Annotated in this window: 14 protein-coding genes, 5 pseudogenes and 1 other annotated feature; of the genes and pseudogenes, 1 reads left to right on the forward strand and 18 read right to left on the reverse strand. The window is 45.5% G+C overall.

Translation table 11 applies throughout. The features are described 5' to 3' along the window. Positions 1-26 precede the first annotated feature (26 nt). The 15 genes and pseudogenes from mfd to metG form a co-directional block, all read right to left on the reverse strand. Positions 27-3,556, reverse strand: a pseudogene (gene mfd, locus MMY81_RS26435) (transcription-repair coupling factor). Between the two features lie 102 nt (positions 3,557-3,658). Beyond that, the gene (pth, locus tag MMY81_RS26440) at positions 3,659-4,225 is read right to left on the reverse strand and encodes an aminoacyl-tRNA hydrolase (RefSeq protein ID WP_252315145.1); all 567 of its coding nucleotides are present in this window, start codon (positions 4,223-4,225) and stop codon (positions 3,659-3,661) included. A 143-nt stretch (positions 4,226-4,368) separates the two neighbouring features. Next, a pseudogene (locus MMY81_RS34585) lies at positions 4,369-4,677 on the reverse strand (50S ribosomal protein L25/general stress protein Ctc); the annotation flags it as partial. Between the two features lie 52 nt (positions 4,678-4,729). Continuing rightward, positions 4,730-5,019: pseudogene (locus MMY81_RS35905) on the reverse strand (hypothetical protein). 113 nt (positions 5,020-5,132) lie between these two features. After that, positions 5,133-6,082: pseudogene (locus MMY81_RS26450) on the reverse strand (ribose-phosphate diphosphokinase). A 47-nt stretch (positions 6,083-6,129) separates the two neighbouring features. Further along, positions 6,130-7,488, reverse strand: a complete 1,359-nt coding sequence (gene glmU / locus MMY81_RS26455; protein ID WP_120191255.1) for a bifunctional UDP-N-acetylglucosamine diphosphorylase/glucosamine-1-phosphate N-acetyltransferase GlmU — start codon at positions 7,486-7,488, stop codon at positions 6,130-6,132. A 184-nt stretch (positions 7,489-7,672) separates the two neighbouring features. Then, entirely contained in the window at positions 7,673-7,972 is a 300-nt protein-coding gene (gene spoVG, locus MMY81_RS26460; protein WP_120191256.1) for a septation regulator SpoVG, read from the reverse strand. Between the two features lie 156 nt (positions 7,973-8,128). Beyond that, positions 8,129-8,506 carry a RidA family protein gene (locus tag MMY81_RS26465; RefSeq protein ID WP_252315146.1) on the reverse strand — a complete coding sequence of 126 codons (378 nt, stop codon included), beginning with the start codon at positions 8,504-8,506 and terminating at the stop codon, positions 8,129-8,131. A gap of 3 nt (positions 8,507-8,509) precedes the next feature. After that, positions 8,510-9,346, reverse strand: coding sequence for a pur operon repressor (purR, locus tag MMY81_RS26470; RefSeq protein WP_252315147.1), 837 nt, complete (start codon positions 9,344-9,346; stop codon positions 8,510-8,512). Positions 9,347-9,414: 68 nt separating this feature from the next. Further along, positions 9,415-10,275 carry a 4-(cytidine 5'-diphospho)-2-C-methyl-D-erythritol kinase gene (gene ispE, locus MMY81_RS26475; RefSeq protein ID WP_252315148.1) on the reverse strand — a complete coding sequence of 287 codons (861 nt, stop codon included), beginning with the start codon at positions 10,273-10,275 and terminating at the stop codon, positions 9,415-9,417. Between the two features lie 261 nt (positions 10,276-10,536). After that, entirely contained in the window at positions 10,537-10,797 is a 261-nt protein-coding gene (locus tag MMY81_RS26480) for a Veg family protein (protein WP_120191260.1), read from the reverse strand. Between the two features lie 170 nt (positions 10,798-10,967). Then, a complete protein-coding gene (gene rsmA, locus MMY81_RS26485; RefSeq protein ID WP_252315161.1) occupies positions 10,968-11,867 on the reverse strand; it encodes a 16S rRNA (adenine(1518)-N(6)/adenine(1519)-N(6))-dimethyltransferase RsmA in 900 nt (299 codons plus the stop codon). Beyond that, a complete protein-coding gene (rnmV, locus tag MMY81_RS26490; protein WP_252315149.1) occupies positions 11,854-12,426 on the reverse strand; it encodes a ribonuclease M5 in 573 nt (190 codons plus the stop codon). Before rnmV ends, rsmA begins: the two co-directional genes overlap by 14 nt. After that, positions 12,427-13,200, reverse strand: a complete 774-nt coding sequence (locus tag MMY81_RS26495; protein WP_252315150.1) for a TatD family hydrolase — start codon at positions 13,198-13,200, stop codon at positions 12,427-12,429. It abuts the gene before it with no gap. A 54-nt stretch (positions 13,201-13,254) separates the two neighbouring features. Then, positions 13,255-15,251 (reverse strand): annotated as a pseudogene (gene metG / locus MMY81_RS26500) (methionine--tRNA ligase). A gap of 59 nt (positions 15,252-15,310) precedes the next feature. Continuing rightward, positions 15,311-15,571 (reverse strand) — a binding site (T-box leader). A gap of 369 nt (positions 15,572-15,940) precedes the next feature. On the opposite strand from metG, the gene MMY81_RS26505 reads away from it, so the two are divergent. Continuing rightward, positions 15,941-16,234 (forward strand): transition state genes transcriptional regulator AbrB, encoded by a 294-nt coding sequence (locus MMY81_RS26505; protein WP_120191265.1) that lies wholly within the window; start codon positions 15,941-15,943, stop codon positions 16,232-16,234. A 60-nt stretch (positions 16,235-16,294) separates the two neighbouring features. On the opposite strand, the gene rsmI is transcribed toward MMY81_RS26505, so the two are convergent. The 3 genes from rsmI to MMY81_RS26520 are packed head-to-tail and all read right to left on the reverse strand — an operon-like array spanning position 16,295 to position 18,150. After that, a complete protein-coding gene (rsmI, locus tag MMY81_RS26510) occupies positions 16,295-17,167 on the reverse strand; it encodes a 16S rRNA (cytidine(1402)-2'-O)-methyltransferase (protein ID WP_252315151.1) in 873 nt (290 codons plus the stop codon). Beyond that, positions 17,151-17,438 (reverse strand): GIY-YIG nuclease family protein, encoded by a 288-nt coding sequence (locus MMY81_RS26515; RefSeq protein WP_253076122.1) that lies wholly within the window; start codon positions 17,436-17,438, stop codon positions 17,151-17,153. The genes rsmI and MMY81_RS26515 overlap by 17 nt, the downstream gene beginning before the upstream one ends. Next, positions 17,422-18,150, reverse strand: coding sequence for a tRNA1(Val) (adenine(37)-N6)-methyltransferase (locus MMY81_RS26520; RefSeq protein ID WP_252315152.1), 729 nt, complete (start codon positions 18,148-18,150; stop codon positions 17,422-17,424). The genes MMY81_RS26515 and MMY81_RS26520 overlap by 17 nt, the downstream gene beginning before the upstream one ends. Positions 18,151-18,167 lie beyond the last annotated feature (17 nt).

Consider the following 18,167-nt stretch of genomic DNA (forward strand, 5'->3'; position numbering starts at 1 on the left):
TCTGCTCTTCAGCAGAGACCTTCTATTTATTTCACGATGGCTTCGTCTTCTTTTTTTGTGTGAGGAAGCTGTTTGAGCAGTTCTTCAATCACATTCAGGAAAGACTTCCCCCAGGCGGTCCATGTAAACGGCAAGCTTTATTTTGGCGCCGTTCGTGCCTATACCAATAGCTTTTCCGTATTCATTCACCACTTCAAATAACTTGGCTCCATCAACCTGCCGGCTGACCTCTTCTGTAACGAGCAGATTGATTTTTCTGCCTTCCTGCGTAATCGCCTCCGCCCTTCTTTTGCTGCAAGAAGCTTAATGCGGGATACGGCAAATAAATCTTCTGTTTCTCTTGGATAATCCCCAAACCGGTCGATCATCTCATCCTGCAGGTCCTGCAGGTCTTCCGGTGTTTCGATTCCTTTGAAACGCTTGTACATTTCAATTTTCTGCTTGGAGTCATTAATATAGCTTTCTGGAATGTAGGCGTCTACTTTTACATCCATTTCAATTTCAGGCGGCTTTGGCTTAGGTGCACCGATCTCCGCTCATCAATTGCCTCTTTGAGCATCTGTGAATATAAATCAAATCCTACCGACTCAATATAGCCGTGCTGCTGGGAGCCGAGAAGATTTCCGGCGCCGCGGATAGAAAGATCGCGCATCGCGATTTTAAACCCGGAACCAAGTTCTGTGAACTCTTTAATGGACTGCAGCCGCTTTTCAGCTACCTCTGTCAGCACTTTATCCCGCTGATACGTAAAATAGGCGTAGGCCACCCGGTTGGAGCGTCCGACACGACCCCGGATCTGATAGAGCTGGGACAGACCCATCCGGTCAGCATCTGAAATAATCAGCGTATTGACGTTTGGAATATCCACTCCTGTTTCAATAATAGTTGTCGTTACAAGCACATCCTTGTTACCTTCTAAAAAGTCGATCATAACCGATTCCAGTTCCTGTTCATTCATCTGCCCGTGCGCATAAGCGACTTCCGCTTCCGGCACCAGCATAGAAATCTGTTCTGCTACCCGGCTGATATTCTCTACTCTGTTATGAAGGAAATACACCTGGCCGCCGCGACTTAATTCCCGTTCTACCGCTTCTTTTACCAGTCCCGCGTTGTATTCCAGCACATACGTCTGTACAGGAAAACGGTTTTCCGGCGGCGTTTCAATAAGGGAAAGATCACGTACGCCAAGCATCGACATATGCAGCGTTCTCGGGATCGGGGTAGCCGTAAGCGTCAGCACATCGACATTAGCTTTTAACTGTTTAATTTTTTTCTTTGTGCGTTACACCGAAACGCTGCTCTTCATCGACGATCAGAAGGCCGAGATCTTTAAAGACAACGTCTTTGGAAAGAACGCGGTGCGTACCAATAATCATATCCACGCCGCCTTCTTTCAGCGATTTCAAGGCTTCCGTCTGCTGCTTTCTTGTCCGGAAACGGCTTAAGAGGCCTATATTAATCGGATGTTCAGCAAATCGCTCTGCAATCGTTTCATAGTGCTGCTGCGCGAGTATAGTCGTAGGTACTAAAAGCGCCACCTGCTTTCCATCAGCAATGGCCTTGAATGCAGCACGGAACTACTTCTGTTTTTCCATAGCCTACGTCCCCGCACAGAAGCCGGTCCATCGGACGCTCGCGCTCCATATCTTCCTTGATTTCCTGGATAGCCTTTACCTGGTCTTCGGTTTCCTGGTAAGGGAAGGAGGTAGCAAACAGCGTTTCTTCCTTTTCGCTTGGGGAAAATGCATGACCTTTTGAGGCTTCTCTTTCCGCATACAGCTTGATCAGGTCATCTGCGATGTCTTCAACAGAAGACTGGACTTTGCGTTTGACTTTTTTCCAGTCACTGCCGCCGAGCGCATAAATTTTTGGATTTTTATCTTCTGCACCTACATATTTCTGCACCTGGTCAATTTGTTCAACAGGAACATACAGTTTGTCATTGCCGGCGTAAGATACATTCAAATAATCTTTATGAATACCTCCTACTTCCAGCGTTTCAATGCCAAGGTATTTTCCAATGCCGTGATTCACATGAACGACCAGATCGCCGATTTTTAAATCGGAATAGCTTTTAATTCTTTCCGCGTTGGAAAGCTTCTGCCTTTTTTGTGGCGGTTTACTTTTTTAGTGAAGGTTTCCTGCTCTGTAATAATCGCTATTTTCTCTGCGGGCAGCTCAAAACCGCTGCTCAGCTGGCCGATTACGACAGAAGCCCGTTCTGTCGAAAAAGGCCCGTCGAATCCGCTTCGGTCTGTATCAACTTCATAGTCGGATAAAATATTTTGCAGGCGCTGGGCCCGGTCTTCATCACTGGCCAAAAAAACGACTTGATAATCTGCTTTGACCCAGCGGTCCACCTCTGTTTTCAATGCCGGCATCTGCCCGTGAAACGGCTGCATCGGCTTACAGGAGATACTCGTGGTCGAGCTTGGCTGTGAAGACGGCAGCGATCGTAAAAATAAAGAAAAATGAATCCGCGGCCATTTTTTCTCTGTAAAGAGTTGATGAAAAGGCAGGGATAAAGAAAGATCGAGCGGCAGCTCTCCCTGCTCCAGCACTGCCGTTTTCCACTCAGCTTCTTCCTCATCCAATCGTTCTGCCATTTCCTGAACCCTGCTGATTTCATCCATAAATACGATCGTGTCTTCCGGAAAATAAGACAGCAGCGTAGCCGGCTTTTCGTAAAAATATTCCGTATATTTATAAATGCCCTGAAACCGGCTTCCCTGCTCCAGCTGTTCTTTTTCATAAAAAGATGTTCATGAAGCTTGTCTTTTTACTTCATTATTTTTCACGGTTTGAATAGCCTTTTTCATACCCGTTCGAGACGGGAGGCTGCTTTTTCAAAATGGTGGGCATAAAGAATGGTTTCCTCTGCGGGACCTATCGTGATTTCCTGAATTTGATTCAGGGAACGCTGATCTTCGGCATGAAAATAGCGCAGGGAATCTACCTCGGTATCAAACAGTTCAATACGCACCGGGTACTCCTCTGTCAAAGAATAGGTGTCAATAATGCCTCCGCGCACGCTGAATTCACCGGGTGCGGACACCATGGTAGTCCGCTGATACCCAAGAGAAATAAGTCTGGCAATAAAGGAATCTATGTTTAAATCTTCTCCGGGACGAAGGGAAATACTTGCTTCCTGCCACACGTCCACCGGCGGGAGCAGCCGCTTGGCTCCGGACACCGGCACAATGACAACGCCTGTAAAGGTGCTTGAAGCAAGCTTGTTGAGTATATCAATCCGCTGTGCTCTCATTTCCGGACTGGCTGTAGCAATCTCAGATGAAATCAGTTCGTTTACAGGATATAAATAAACATCTGTGTTCATGAGCTCCAGTAAATCGTCGTATATCTTTTGGGCCTGCAGCAGGGTGTGCGTAATAATCAGCTGTGGGTAGTCAACGGACTGCTTAATATAAGACATAGCAAAAGCCCGGGCTGAACCACTCAGCCCGGCTACAAGCTGTTCGCCGGCCCCATCTTTAATTCCTTTAACTACCTTCTGCATTTCTTCATTTCCTGCGAGGGCATTGATTAATCCCTTCATAACATGTATCCTCCTTGTTTCGAACCCTGGTTCTGTATCAGCTGATGCATATTATTATTTATAGTTTACAATGTTTCCCGGAGCGTTAACAGCCGGCAGGCTTCAGGCTTTTTGATTAAATGTATTCATTACTTCGTTAAATGTATTAGACATCCATGCTTCGGCTGCTTTAGCCGCCTGTTCGGATGCTTCCTGAACTCTATCTTTTTCGTCCGGAGCAAAGCGGCCGAGAACGTGGTTCACAACGGAAACACCCGGAGCCGGCCTTCCTACTCCGATACGGACGCGATTAAACTCTTTAGTACCTAAGTGATCAATAATAGAGCGGATGCCGTTATGACCTCCGTGGCCTCCTTTTTGACGGAGACGGATCGTGCCGGGTTCGAGGTCAAGGTCATCATAAAGCACAACCAGATTTTCCGGCGGTACATCATAATAGTTCATCATAGGTGCAATCGCTTCTCCTGATAAATTCATATACGTCAGCGGTTTTATAAGAAGCATTTTCTCCCCGTTGGCAATGGTTTCGCAGGAAAGGAATAATTTTTTGTTTTTCACCCACTGAAGACCTAGACGGGCGGCCAGCTTGTCTACTGCATCAAATCCAATATTATGTCTTGTCTGATCGTATGTTTTGCCTGGATTCCCCAGACCGGCTATGATTTTCATCGTTGAATTCTTCCTTTCATTTCTGCGTCCAGAAAAGCGCAGACAGCGGCTAAGTTCTCTTAAACGCTGTCTGCACCTTTCTTATTAAAATAAGTGGTAAAAAGGCATAACCTGTGACGGTTATACCTTTTTACTGCTGCTTATTATTCGGATTTCTTCTCTTCATCTGTTCCTTCGGAATCGTCGCTCTCTTCACCGATTACTTCCGGCTCCTGCTCTTCATCGTCTTCCTCAGGCTCTTCTTCGATATCCGGCATTACTACTGTAACAACTGTTTCTGTCGGCTCATTGATAATTTCAAATTTGCCGGATGTCTGCACATCTTCTACAGAAATAGAGTCACCGATGTTAAGCTCGGAAATATCAACAGTGATTTCTTCAGGAATGTCAGCTGGCAGTGCACTTACTGTCAAAGTGAACAATAGGTTTGATACAACGCCGCCGTCTTTTTCTCCTGGTGCTTCCCAACAAGATTAACGGAAACTTCTGCTTCCATTTCAGATTTCATATCGACTGCAAAGAAGTCATGTGAAGAATCTGATCCTTGATGCGGTCAATTTGCACGTCATGTGCAATAACCTGATGTTTCTTTCCGCCTTCTACTTCTAGATCGATGATACCGTTACGTCCTACTTCACGAATAGTTTTTTAAAACCAACACTATGCACTGAAACTGCTGTGCTTTCGGTTGTCTTTCCGTAAAGAACGGCCGGTACCTGCCCGTTGCGGCGCAATGATTTGTTCTCAGAAGTTCTGAGATCCGTGCGCTTCTCGGCTTTTAGTACTGTAGCCATGCTTCTTTCACCTCATTTAGATTGTCTTCGCAGGGGTTAATATTTTTTTACCCACTTGAGACGAGATTATACCAGTCTTTTTTAGAAAAAGCAAGTCCCTGCCCGCAGGATACTTATTCAAACAATGTGCTGACAGATGCGTGTTCGTGGACGCGTATAATCGCTTCACCCATTAATGGAGCAACTGACAGCTGTGTAATTTTATCAATTTTCTTTTCTTCCGGAAGAACGATAGTATTTGTTACCACAAGTTCTTTTATCTGCGAATTTTCAATACGCTCAATAGCCGGTCCGGATAATACAGGATGCGTGCTGCATGCATAAACTTCTTTAGCCCCTGCTTCGATCAGCGCATCCGCAGCCAGCGTCATTGTTCCTGCTGTATCAATAATATCATCAATAATAATAGCTGTTTTTCCCTGAACTTCCCCTACAATATTCATTACTTCAGAGACGTTCGGCTTTGGACGGCGCTTATCGATAATAGCAATCGGTGCTTTCATTCGATCCGCCATTTTTCTGGCTCGTACCACGCCGCCATGGTCAGGCGATACGATCACAACATCTTCAAGGCCTTTCTGCTCGAAATGGTGGGAAAGAATCGGCTCTCCAAGCAGCTGGTCGACCGGAATATCAAAGAAACCCTGAATTTGGGTAGCGTGAAGATCCACACTCAATACGCGTGTAGCGCCGGCTGTTTCAAGAAGGTTTGCTACCAGCTTCGAGGTAATAGGTTCTCTTGAACGCGCCTTGCGATCCTGGCGCGCATATCCATATATGGAATGACAACATTTATCGTATGCGCAGAAGCCCGCTTCATTGCATCAATCATAATAAGCAGTTCCATAAGATGTTCGTTGGCCGGGTCAGAAGTAGATTGAACAAGGAAAACATCGCATCCGCGGATGCTTTCTTCAATATTCATCTGCACTTCTCCGTCGCTGAAGCGTTTAACAGAGCTTTTCCCCATCGGCACCCCTATTTTTCTGCTGATCTCTTCAGCAAGAGCGGGGTTGGAATTTAAGGTAAAAAGCTTTAAATATGGATCTTCATAGGTTGGCATTAGTAAATTTCCCTCCGTTAACATTTTAAAATCCAGGCCTGTGCTGCTTATTTTATATAATTTTCTTTGTTTGTCTGACGGGAACGGGCTATGGAAAGAGACTGGCTCGGCACATCTTCGGTAATAGTGGAACCGGCTGCTATAACCGCATTCTCACCGATGGTAACAGGTGCTATTAAGTTGGCGTTGCAGCCTACAAAAGCCCCGTCTTGCACCTTCGTCAAGTATTTCTTTTTCCCATCGTAATTGACAGTAATGGAGCCACAGCCAAGGTTTACTCCGCTTCCGATTTCTGCGTCGCCAATATAACTTAAATGCGAAGCTTTGCTTCCTTTACCGAACGAGGCTTTCTTCACTTCCACGAAGTTGCCTACTTTCACCTCGTCTGCAAGAACAGAGGCTGGGCGGATGTGCGCAAACGGACCGATATTGACACTGCTTCCCACTTCACTTTCGGAAACCACAGAATGCCTGATTACCGTTTCGCTGCCTACAGCGCTGTCGGAGATCTCTGTGTGGGGACCGATTGTACATTTGCTTCCAATCGTTACATGGCCATTTAGGATTGTTCCCGGGTACAGCACCGTGTCTCTTCCGATGACAGCGTCTGCGGAAACATAGGTTTGTGCATCATCAATAAATGTAACTCCCTGGCGCATCCAGTAGGTATTAATTCTACGCTTCATGGTCTGCTCTGCTTCCGCCAGGGCAACTCGGTCATTCACACCGAGAGTTTCCGAGAAATCCGGTGTCTGCCAGGCAGATACGACTTCCCCTTCTTCTTTCAATATACCGATTACATCAGGAAGGTAATACTCCCCCTGCACGTTATCATTGCCTACCTGCTTTAGGACGCGGAACAGCGTTTCGTTATCAAAGCAGTACGTTCCGGTATTGATTTCTCCAATCGCAAGCTCTGCTTTCGAAGCGTCTTTTTGTTCCACGACGCGCAGTACGTTTCCAGTTTCCTCTTCCCGAACGACACGGCCGTATCCGGAGGGATTTTCTGTAGCGGCTGTTAATACGGTCGCTTTTGCGCCTGTTTCCTGATGATGGGCAAACAACGCTTCCATCGTTTCAGAGCTGATTAACGGAGTATCTCCGCAAAGCACGATCGTTACGCCCTCTTTATTGCCCAGCAGCTCTTCTGCCTGCATAACAGCATGGCCTGTGCCCAGCTGCTCTTCCTGCAGCACATAAGACGAACGGTTTCCAAGATGCTCTTTTACCATTTCCGCTCCGTGACCGGTTACCGTAACGATATTTTCTGTGCCTGTTTCGGCTACCTGGTCTACTACATGCTCTACCATTGGTTTTCCGCAGACAGGATGCAGCACTTTATATAATTCCGATTTCATCCGTGTTCCTTTTCCGGCAGCTAAAATAACAGCATAGCGTTTATTCATTATTCATCCTCCAAGTATCCGATTTTCCATAACGAATATATCCTAAAAGGCGCTTTATTTCAAGACAGGCGGAGAAAGTCTCATTATTCTGCAATGCTTTCTCTGCCTTATTCCCTAATTGATTACGTAAAAAAACGACCCTGCCTGCTGCAGAGCCGTACATTACTTCAATAAGTATACCATGTTACAGCGGGGTCTGGGCTTCTTTTTCCCACTCCGTTGAATCAATTTCTTTTTGGCGGCTGTACTCCTGCAGGACCGCCTGCTGTATTTTTTCCCGTGCCCCTGTAGAAATCGGGTGGGCAATATCCCTAAATTCTCCATCGGGAGTACGTTTGCTGGGCATTGCTACAAAATAGCCATTGTTGCCGTCTATGACCCGTATATCATGGATCACAAATTCCCCATCCAATGTTATAGATGCAATAGCGCGCATGCGCCCCTCTGTTTTCACACAGCGAAGTCTCACATCGGTTACTTCCATCTGCTCCACCCCCTTTTTGTTTAAGATGTATATCAGCTACATTCAACAAAAGAAAAGATAGTCCTTCTAAAAAAATTAAATTTTTAGAAAATGATGGTAAAAAAGCCCTCTTTCTTTTAATAAGAAAGAGAGCTAAGGCATTGTTTCATTGTTTTTTCAGGCATTAACTAACGCAATAACTTCTATTTCGATCAGTACATCTTTAGGAAGCCTCGCTACTTCTACACAGGAGCGTGCAGGCTGATGTTCACTAAAGTATTCTCCGTACACTTCATTAATCAAAGGAAATTCGTCCATATTTTTAATAAATACCGTTGCTTTTATAACCGTATCCAGAGAAGCACCGGCCTCGGCCAGAACCGCCTGCAGATTTTTAAATACCTGATGCGTCTGCTCCTGCACGTTTCCTTCCAAAAGTTCCCCATCTGCCTGAAGCGGGATCTGTCCGGAGCTGTAAAATAAATTGTTCACAATAATTCCCTGCGAGTACGGTCCGATAGCTTCGGGAGCATTTTTTGTAAATACTTTTTTCATGTATTATTCCTCCATAGTTAATTTATTCATAATATTGCCGGGCTCTGCTTTTACCTGCTTCTGCTGGTTATTTACATCTGCAAGCCTTGCAATGGAAACATAATCATCAACTAGACGCTCTTCTACGTCTTCTGCTTCTACGAGCACGCCGATACCAACAACTTCTGCTTTAAATTCACTTAACAGATCCATCATACCCCGGGCAGTTCCGCCCGCTTTCATGAAATCATCTACAATTAAAACCCGGGCACCTTCCTGAAGGCTCCGCCTGGCTAGAGACATCGTCTGTATACGCTTGGCTGACCCGGATACATAGTTAATACTTACCATAGAGCCTTCTGTCACCCGGTGATCGCGTCTCACAACACTTACCGGCACATTCAAATGGGAAGCAATGGCATAGGCAAGGGGAATCCCTTTCATTGCTACTGTCATCACGGAGTCAATTTTCTGTCCTGCAAATACTGTAGCAAACAGGCGCCCGATTTCTTTCATAAGCTGGGGCTTTCCGAGAATATCCATCATATACAAATATCCACCCGGAAGAAGGCGTTCTTTGTCCTCCAGTTTTTCGCAGATATTCTGTACCAGGTCAGCTGCTTCCGCACCCTGAATTTTTGGTATGTATTTTACTCCACCGCTCGCTCCGGCTACTGTAAGTAGGGAACCAATCCCCTGTTCTTCGAATACCTCTTTAACAATAGTCAAATCTTCACTGATAGAAGACTTGGCTGAATCATACCGATCTGAAAAATAACTTAGTGATACGAGCTGGTGAGGATGTTCTTTTAAAAAGTGTGTCATATCTACAAGCCGTCCGCTTCGTTTCCATTTTTTCATGTAAACCTCCGTATCAAATCCGAATATTATACCCAAAATATATCATTAATATACGGATTTAATCAAGCCTATTCCTCATGACGAATCATCCGTACTGCATAAACCTGGTCGCAGAACCCTCTAAGGGCATTGTATACACGGTGCACCTTGGCTTCCTTTTCAATCAGGCCAAACACAGTCGGTCCGCTCCCGCTCATTAATGCGGCGTCCGCACCTGAATCAAGCATCCGTTCTTTAATTCGTGTAACCTCGGGATACATAGGCAGCGTCACTTCTTCCAGCACGTTGTTTAAGTTGGCACACACATCGGTAAAGCTTCCAGCTTCAAGCGCTTTTACAATAGAAGGGCTCGCAGGCTTTCGTTTTTTTCCCGCGTCTACTTTTTTATAAATGTCTCCTGTTGATACACCAATAGGCGGTTTTGCTAAAATCACCCAGCACGGAGGGGGTGCCGGCAGGAGCCTGATTTTTTCACCCCGTCCTGTAGCCAGTGCCGTCCCCCCGTAAACACAAAATGCCACATCAGAACCGATTTCTGCAGCATAAACGGCAAGTTCTTCTATAGAGAGACCCAGCCCCCACATTTCATTGGCGCCTTTAAGCGCAGCTGCTGCATCACTGCTGCCTCCTGCAAGTCCCGCCGCTACGGGAATATATTTATGTATATAAATATGAAGACCGCTTTTTACCTTATACTTTTTCTGCAGAAGCCGCGCCGCCTGATAAGCAAAATTCCGGTGATCCACAGGAAGAAAGCCTTCAGACATTTCTACGGTAATTTTACCGTCGGTACGCAGCGTAAAATCCAGACGATCTGCTAAATCCACTTGGGCCATAACCATTTCCACTTCATGAAACCCGTCTTCGCGCTTATGAAGCACATCCAGGCTCAAGTTAATTTTCGCAGGTGCTTTAATTGATCGTTTCACCTAACATTCTCCTTCTCTGTCTTCAGCCGCTGATAGCAGCCTTTGCATCTGCCGCATCATTATCTCTGTATATTTTAGTTGAAAACATCCTGTATGTACAGTTTACGCCCGCAGAAGATCAGCCGGGACTTTTTTTAGACCGTAATTATTTTATGTACAAAAAAAAGGCTCTGACAGAAAAATCTTTTCTGCCGGGGCCTTTTGGTGCGCACCTTATTATAAGGAGACGCACTTTTCATTCATATGTGGTGAAGGCTGCAATTACATTTTTTCAACTAATACTTCTTCTTCTGGAAGAAAAAGCTGAACGGTTTTCGTGAGTACATCTGTGTAACTGTAAGAAATTCTTTCCACGTGATGCTTTTCCTTGTCAAGCTTCACAATAAAAACAGAAGGGTATGTTTCTTCCAGAAAACCGGATCGTTCGATCGTTTTCTTTCTTCCTCCATTAGCAATAACCGTGACTTTTTTACCGACCTTTGCATCTAGCGACTCTTTAATTTCTACCAGTGTTTTTCCCATTGTCTAAGATCCACCTCACTCATACAATAGTGTACCACCAGTGAACGATTATGTCAAGTAAATTTATGATTATATCAAGGATGTCTGGAGCATGTCAACGATTTAATTTGAAGAATTAAAAAGAAGAAAATACGGCTTCATTCTGCAGGTTAAAGCGCGGCTCGTGCCCTCTATTCCGCTTTTTCCTGCATGTTCTTCCACATTGGATACATCCGGTTGCTCAATAGGGCAAACTCTTCTATAGAGAGTGTTTCTGCCCGTCTGATGGGATCAATATCAATTTCGGAAAAAAGATTCTGGAGCTCTTCTTTATACGTTTTATCCATCACGCTGTTCTGTACATTATTCCAAAGCGTCTTCCTGCGCTGGGTAAATGCCCCGCGCACCAGTGTGAAAAAGAAAGTTTCATCCCTTACTTCCACCGGTGGTTCGCTGCGCACGTCCAGCCGCAGGATGGCAGAATCCACATTAGGCTTTGGCATAAATACCGTTCTTGGTACTACGAGTTCCTGCGTGACCTCTGCATAATACTGGGCTGCGATAGAAAGGGATCCATACGCTTTAGAACCTGGGAAGGCTGCTATCCGCTCAGCCACTTCCTTTTGGATCATAATAACAATCCGGTCCACCGGCAGTTTTTGTTCCAGCAGCCCCATTAAAATAGGAGTGGTGACATAATACGGCAGATTGCCGACTACGGCTGTTTTTCCCGACATCCGGAGCTCTTCGAGAAGCGGACGCAGGTCAGCCTGAAGAATATCCTGATGATGTACAGTTACATGAGGATAGGGTTTTAACGTATCAGCTAAGATTGGCAGCAGACGGCGGTCAATTTCGAATGCTTCGACCCGGCCGGCCGCTTTTGCAAGCTGTTCTGTAAGTGCACCAATCCCCGGCCCAATTTCTATGACTGCATCCTCTGCACCCATTCCCGAAGCCTTTACAATATGCTGCAGGATATTTGTGTCTATTAAGAAGTTCTGGCCGAGACTCTTCTTAAAAGAGAAGCCGTATTTTTCCAGTATTTCTTTTGTTCGTGTAGGTGTGGCAATATCTTTAGACACCTCGATCTTCCTCCTCTAATACTTCCTTCATTGCTTTGGCGAATTCTTCTTTCCGGATCTGAAAAATGACCAGCCTCTTTTGAAATTGTTTTCCATTCGCATAGCCGATTTTTAATTTTTCTCCCATTTTCTCCCGCCGTCTTTTCGCATGAGGACCGGCAAGAAGCCCGGCTGCAATAAGGTCTCCATGTGAAATATCCGTTTCCGGCCGGCTGCTTCCGTAATCCTCCCGTACAGCAGAAAGCGCCGCCTGAATATCTTCCGGAGAAGCATGTTCAATGCCGAGGCTGCCTTTAAATTTGGAAGCTGCCATTGTTTTTGTAATGAAGGCATGTTTACAGCCGGGAACACGTTCACTTACGATCCGCCGGATTCGTTCTCCCGGCGTATCCGGATCCGTAAAAATGATAACACCGCGACGTTCATTTGCCAGCTCTATGCGCTGCAGGACGGATTCTCCAATTGCGGAGCCGTTTGTTTCAATGGTGTCAGCTTCAACCGCTCGTTTTACAGCAGCTGTATCATCTTTTCCTTCCACGACAATACATTCTTTGATACGAAGCATTTATTTGTCTTCCAATCGAAATAGGCGTCTGGCATTAGCTGTAGTCCGGGCATAAAACGCTTCAGGCTCCATCCCTTTAAGCTCAGCGATTTTATCTGCGATAAGCGTTACATAGGATGGCTCATTTCGCTTGCCCCGGTAAGGGTGCGGCGCCAGAAACGGGCAGTCTGTTTCTATTAGAATCCGGTCCATCGGTACGCCTGCCGCTACTTCTTTTGGCAGTTTGGCGTTTTTGAACGTTACCGGTCCTCCAAAGGAAATATAAAAATTCATGTCCAGACACTTGGCGGCCATTTCTGCATCGCCTCCGAAGCAGTGCATAATGCCGCCGGTTTTTTCTGCCTGTTCTTCCTGCAGCATCGCCACGACATCTTCATGCGCTTCGCGGTCGTGAATGACAATTGGAAGATTTACTTTCTGGGCGAGACGGATCTGCTTTCGAAATACTTCTTTTTGAATGTCTGCCGGCGATTTATCCCAATGATAATCCAATCCCATTTCACCAAGGGCAATCACTTTAGGATGGGAAGCAAGTTCTTCAATCCAGCGCAGATCCTCCTCTGTCATATCTATAGCATCTACCGGGTGCCAGCCGACGGTCGCATAAATAAATTCATAGGTTTCTGCTAGTTCAATCGCCCTTCTAATAGTAGGACGATCGAAACCAATTACATTCATCCATTCTACGCCGGCTTTTTTTGCGCGCTCTATCACTTCTTCTACATCTTCATCAAATTGTTCTACATTTAAATGCACGTGAGTATCAAACAGCATACGTGTATCCTCCTTATAAAAAAGGCAGGCCGGAGCCTGCCTTTTCACTTCGATTTAATTTACGACGGAACCGTTGGGAAGAGAATCCGCTACAGTGGCAAGCGTCAGTTTCTTTCCTTTGGAGGCAGCAAGAATCATCCCCTGCGACCATTCGCCGCGAAGCTTCACAGGTTTTAGGTTCGTAACACAGATTACTTTGCGTCCTACCAGTTCTTCAGGTGTATAATGTTCGGCAATACCAGAGACAACCTGCCTTGACTCCCCGCCCAGTTCGAGCTGGATCTTTAAGAGCTTATCCGCTTTTTTCACCGGTTCGGCCGCTGTTACTTCAGCGACTTTGAGCTCCACTTTATGAAATTCATCTATTGTAATTTCATTACTTTCGCTCTCCTGTGTGTCTTCTTCCTCGGCCGGTTCAGATTCTTCTTCTTTGCTACGCCCCCCATATCTTCAATAATGTGGGTTACTTCTTCTTTATAATCGAGTCTCGGGAATACCGGTGTGCCCTTTTTAACAACGGTAGTGCCTTCAGAAAGCACTCCAAAACTATGCAGGGATTCCCATGTGGTGTCTTCTTTTTGAATGCCAAGCTGTTCCCACATTTTCTGCGGTGTTTTTGTCATGAATGGCTGAATCATAATAGATATATGGCGCAGCGATTCTGCTAAATGATAAAGAACCGCCCCAAGCTGTTCAGCATGTTCTTCGTTTTTTGCGAGCACCCATGGCTGTGTTTCATCGATATATTTATTCGTGCGGCTTACCAGCTGCCAGATGGCCGTCAAGGCTACAGAGAATTCCATATCCTCCATTGCGTCTTCCACCTTAACCACTGTCGCTTCGACAAGATCGACAAGAGAAGCGTCAAATGGCGTTGCATCTTTTAAATAAGCCGGCAGCGTTCCGCCTTTGTATTTGTTAACCATAGCTACGGTACGGTTAAGAAGATTTCCCAGGTCGTTGGCCAAATCGTAATTGATGCGGTCTACGAAGCCCTCCGGCGTAAATACACCATCGGATCCAAACGGCACTTCACGCAGCAGGTAATAGCGGAGAGCATCAAGTCCATAGCGCTCTATCAATGGAATCGGATCAACGACGTTCCCTTTGGATTTCGACATTTTTCCATCTTTCATCAACAGCCAGCCATGGCCGAATACTTTCTTTGGAAGCGGCAGATCGAGTGCCATCAGCATAATCGGCCAGTATATCGTATGAAAACGTACGATTTCTTTCCCGACAATATGCACATCCGCCGGCCAGAATTTCTGATAATCCGCGTCCTGATCCGTACTGTAGCCAAGCGATGTAATATAGTTGGATAAAGCATCTATCCATACATAAACGACATGCTCCGGATCGCTTTCTACCGGAATCCCCCATTTAAATGCGGTACGGGAAACAGCGAGGTCTTCGAGCCCCGGTTTAATAAAGTTATTAATCATTTCGTTTTTCCGCGACTCCGGCTGGATAAATTCAGGATTTTCCTCATAGTACTTTAAAAGCCGGTCGGCGTAGCGGCTCATCCGGAAAAAGTAGGAGCGTTCTCTCACCCATTCTACGGCGTGGCCGCTGTCAGGGCTTTTCCCGCCGACAATTTTTTCGTTTTCATATATAGGATCATCAAGCTGTCTCTCGGTATAGAACGTTTCGTCGGGTACCGAATACCAGCCTTCATATTCGTCCAGATAAATATCGCCGTTTGACTTCAGCGTTTCAAAGATTTTCTGAACTACTTCTTTATGCCTTGATTCCGTAGTCCGGATAAAATCATCATAGGAAATATCAAGCTTTTCCCAGAGGTCTTTAATACCTGTCACTACTTCATTAACAAATTCCTGCGGGGAAACACCTTTTTCTTCGGCCTTGCGCTCAATCTTCTGACCGTGTTCATCGGTGCCCGTTAAATAGCGTACGTTGTATCCGCGCAGCCGCTTATAACGGGCCATAGCATCCCCTGCTACTGTCGTATAGGCGTGGCCGATATGAAGCTTGGCGCTTGGATAGTAAATAGGCGTTGTCAGGTAAAACGTCTTATCATTTTCTGTCATCGTGGGGCCTCCTCAATAGAAAAACTTCTTTATATAAAATAAAATAAACCCTCATCCTGCAAAGGGACGAGAGTTTTACTCACGCGGTACCACCCAAATTTCCCCGGCAGTCTGCCTGGGCTCGGTGCGCTTCTGCGGACTGCTTCAACAGAAAACAGCGCTCATCTTTAACGCAGACATACGTTTCTCTTTTGTTTTATATAAACTCAAGAGAAAACTCCTCCCGGACCATTTTCGAAAATTCCAGCTGCACCGGTTTTCAGCATCCCCCGGCTCTCTGTTACAGCGTCCTTTTGTACTTATCCTTTCACAGGAAAACAGTATTCATATTGTATTGGATATCAACAATAAATATATCGGGGAACGCCTTCACTGTCAATATCTTGGTCGCTGCGATTACATTCGACTTTTTTCGACAATTTTAAATAAAATCATTTCTTTTTTATCCTTATATTGGATATGTAAATGGAAATTACACCAGGGGAGAAAACTAAATATACTTTCTAAATACTGATTTAAACACTGATACAATAGTATTTTACTAATATGAAAAAATTTCTATATATTACAATAATACAAAGTAAAAAATATTTGACTTGGTTTCTAAACATTGGTATTCTTAGGTTACAAATAGAGAAAAATGTCGAAAGATGACATAAAAAGATTTCAATCCTAGGAGGACGAACATTATGAAATCAACAGGTATTGTACGTAAGGTAGACGAATTAGGACGGGTGGTTATTCCTATAGAACTTCGCCGCACACTGGAAATTGCAGAAAAAGATGCGTTGGAAATCTATGTGGATCATGACCGCATTATTTTGAAAAAATACAAGCCGAACATGACCTGTCAAGTTACCGGTGAAGTATCGGATGATAACGTTTCTCTTGCCGGCGGTAAAATTATTCTCTCCCCGGAAGGCGCAGAGGAAATTATGAAAGATCTTCAAAGCTATACAAGCAAGCACAAGACGAACGCCTAAAAAGCCAAATAAAGCAGCGGCATCCAAAAGGATGCCGCTTTTTTTGAAAGAAATGATTATTTATTCTCCCTGAATTTCGTGATAGGCCGCATATACTTCACGTTTGGGAATATCCCGGTCCACAGCGGCCTGTTTAATCGCTTCTTTTGATGTCATTCCTTCTTTTATATAATAATGCACATGGCTTTGCAGGCTGTATTCTTCCCACCAGTCGTTTTTTTTCATAAGATCTCCGCTTCCCGCTTCCACTACGAGTGAACATTCTCCTTTTATATGGTGGGAAGCAGCGTAATCAGCCAGTTCCGATATACGCCCGCGTGTAAATTCTTCAAAGCGTTTGGTCAGCTCTCTTCCAAGAGAAGCCTGGCGGTCTCCCCACACGCTGCTCATGTCTTTAAGCATGTCTTTCAAACGATGGGGAGCTTCGTAAAAAATCAGCGGCGCACCAACTTCAGAAAGCCGGGCCAGTTCGTCGAGACGGTCTTTCTTTTTTCTGGGTAGAAATCCGTAAAAGTAAAATCCCTGGGCTGCCAGTCCGGACGCGGCCAGCGCAGGCAGAACCGCATTCGCTCCGGGAAGGGGAATGACAGGTATATCGAGGTCCACACACTGCTTTACAATTTCCAGACCCGGATCGGAAACAAGCGGCATACCTGCATCACTTACTAAAGCTACCACTTTTTGTTCATGAAGCGCCTGCAGAATGGCTTCTCCCTTGTACTGCTTGTTATGCTCATGGTAGCTGTTCATAGGAGTGTGGATATCGAAATGCGAGCAGAGCTTTTTGGTTTGTCTCGTATCCTCCGCAAAGATAACATCCGCCTCCTTTAGAATCCGGACGGCCCGCCACGTCATATCTTCTAAATTCCCTATCGGGGTGGCAACCAAATACAGGCTTCCGCCTTCCTGTGCAAAACTATGTTGTTGTTTCATGCCTACCTCCTCTGTTGTTTTGAATCAACATTTCTTTTTTCTCCCGGTTCCAGGATTTAATTTCCCGTTCTCTCTGCAGTGCTTCCCGCTTGGTTGAATATGCTTCCTGATGCATTAAAACAAGAGGGCCTCGTCCTCTCGTATACTTCGCACCCTTTCCCGCTGCGTGGGCCGCTATTCTTTTTTCTACATTGTCGGTATACCCGGTATACAAGGTATGGTCGGCGCAGCGAAGAATATATATATAATGCTGCTTAATCGCTTCCTTCATAATATTTCTGAAACTCCTTTGTATATTGTCTCTGATCATCGTAAACAATCAAAGGGGGTTCTATTGTCAAACCCGGCCGGCCTGCTTTTATTCCTTCGAGCAGCAGAATATTTGCCGGGCGGTCCGCCAGCGGATGAATCCATTTCGCCCGTTTTGGTTCAATACCATACTGTTGATAGAGATGCACTAATTCCAAAAAGCGCTCCGGACGAAGGACCATTGCTACTTTTCCCTTCTGCTTGACCATACGGGAAGCAGCCTTCACGATATCCTGCAGAGTGCCGTTTCGTTCATGGCGGGCGGCGTCAAAATGAGGATTGTTATGGTACTCCGTTTCTGCGACTGCAGCAAAGTACGGCGGGTTGCAGGTTACCAGATCAGCCTGGGCCGGCGGGACAGTTGTTTCCCGTACATCTGCTTCGATGCACTGAATTTGGGCGGAGAGATGATTGAGGTGTATACTCCGATCAGCCATATCTTTTAAACGAGGCTGGATTTCTATCCCTGTAATAGGCACCCGGCTTCTTGTTGATAATACAAGAGGAATCACTCCATTGCCGCTGCACAAGTCAACAATACTGCCCTGCGTGATAGGCACCCAGGCAAACCTCGCCAGCAGTACAGCGTCCATGGAAAACGAAAACACGTCCTCACTTTGAATAATCTGCAGGTTTTTTGTTATGTAATCAATTCGTTCGTTCTGGTCTGTCACGTGCGGCCACTCCCTTA

This window comes from Sinobaca sp. H24 (assembly GCF_023845525.1).

Excerpts from the sequence above, each read along its gene's own strand:
- pth (WP_252315145.1), bottom strand. The coding sequence starts at position 4,225 with ATGAAAATCATAGCCGGTCTGGGGAATCCAGGCAAAACATACGATCAG.
- glmU (WP_120191255.1), bottom strand. The coding sequence starts at position 7,488 with ATGAATAAACGCTATGCTGTTATTTTAGCTGCCGGAAAAGGAACACGG.
- spoVG (WP_120191256.1), bottom strand. The coding sequence starts at position 7,972 with ATGGAAGTAACCGATGTGAGACTTCGCTGTGTGAAAACAGAGGGGCGC.
- MMY81_RS26465 (WP_252315146.1), bottom strand. The coding sequence starts at position 8,506 with ATGAAAAAAGTATTTACAAAAAATGCTCCCGAAGCTATCGGACCGTAC.
- purR (WP_252315147.1), bottom strand. The coding sequence starts at position 9,346 with ATGAAAAAATGGAAACGAAGCGGACGGCTTGTAGATATGACACACTTT.
- MMY81_RS26480 (WP_120191260.1), bottom strand. The coding sequence starts at position 10,797 with ATGGGAAAAACACTGGTAGAAATTAAAGAGTCGCTAGATGCAAAGGTC.
- rnmV (WP_252315149.1), bottom strand. The coding sequence starts at position 12,426 with ATGCTTCGTATCAAAGAATGTATTGTCGTGGAAGGAAAAGATGATACA.
- MMY81_RS26495 (WP_252315150.1), bottom strand. The coding sequence starts at position 13,200 with ATGCTGTTTGATACTCACGTGCATTTAAATGTAGAACAATTTGATGAA.
- MMY81_RS26505 (WP_120191265.1), top strand. The coding sequence starts at position 15,941 with ATGAAATCAACAGGTATTGTACGTAAGGTAGACGAATTAGGACGGGTG.
- rsmI (WP_252315151.1), bottom strand. The coding sequence starts at position 17,167 with ATGAAACAACAACATAGTTTTGCACAGGAAGGCGGAAGCCTGTATTTG.
- MMY81_RS26515 (WP_253076122.1), bottom strand. The coding sequence starts at position 17,438 with ATGAAGGAAGCGATTAAGCAGCATTATATATATATTCTTCGCTGCGCC.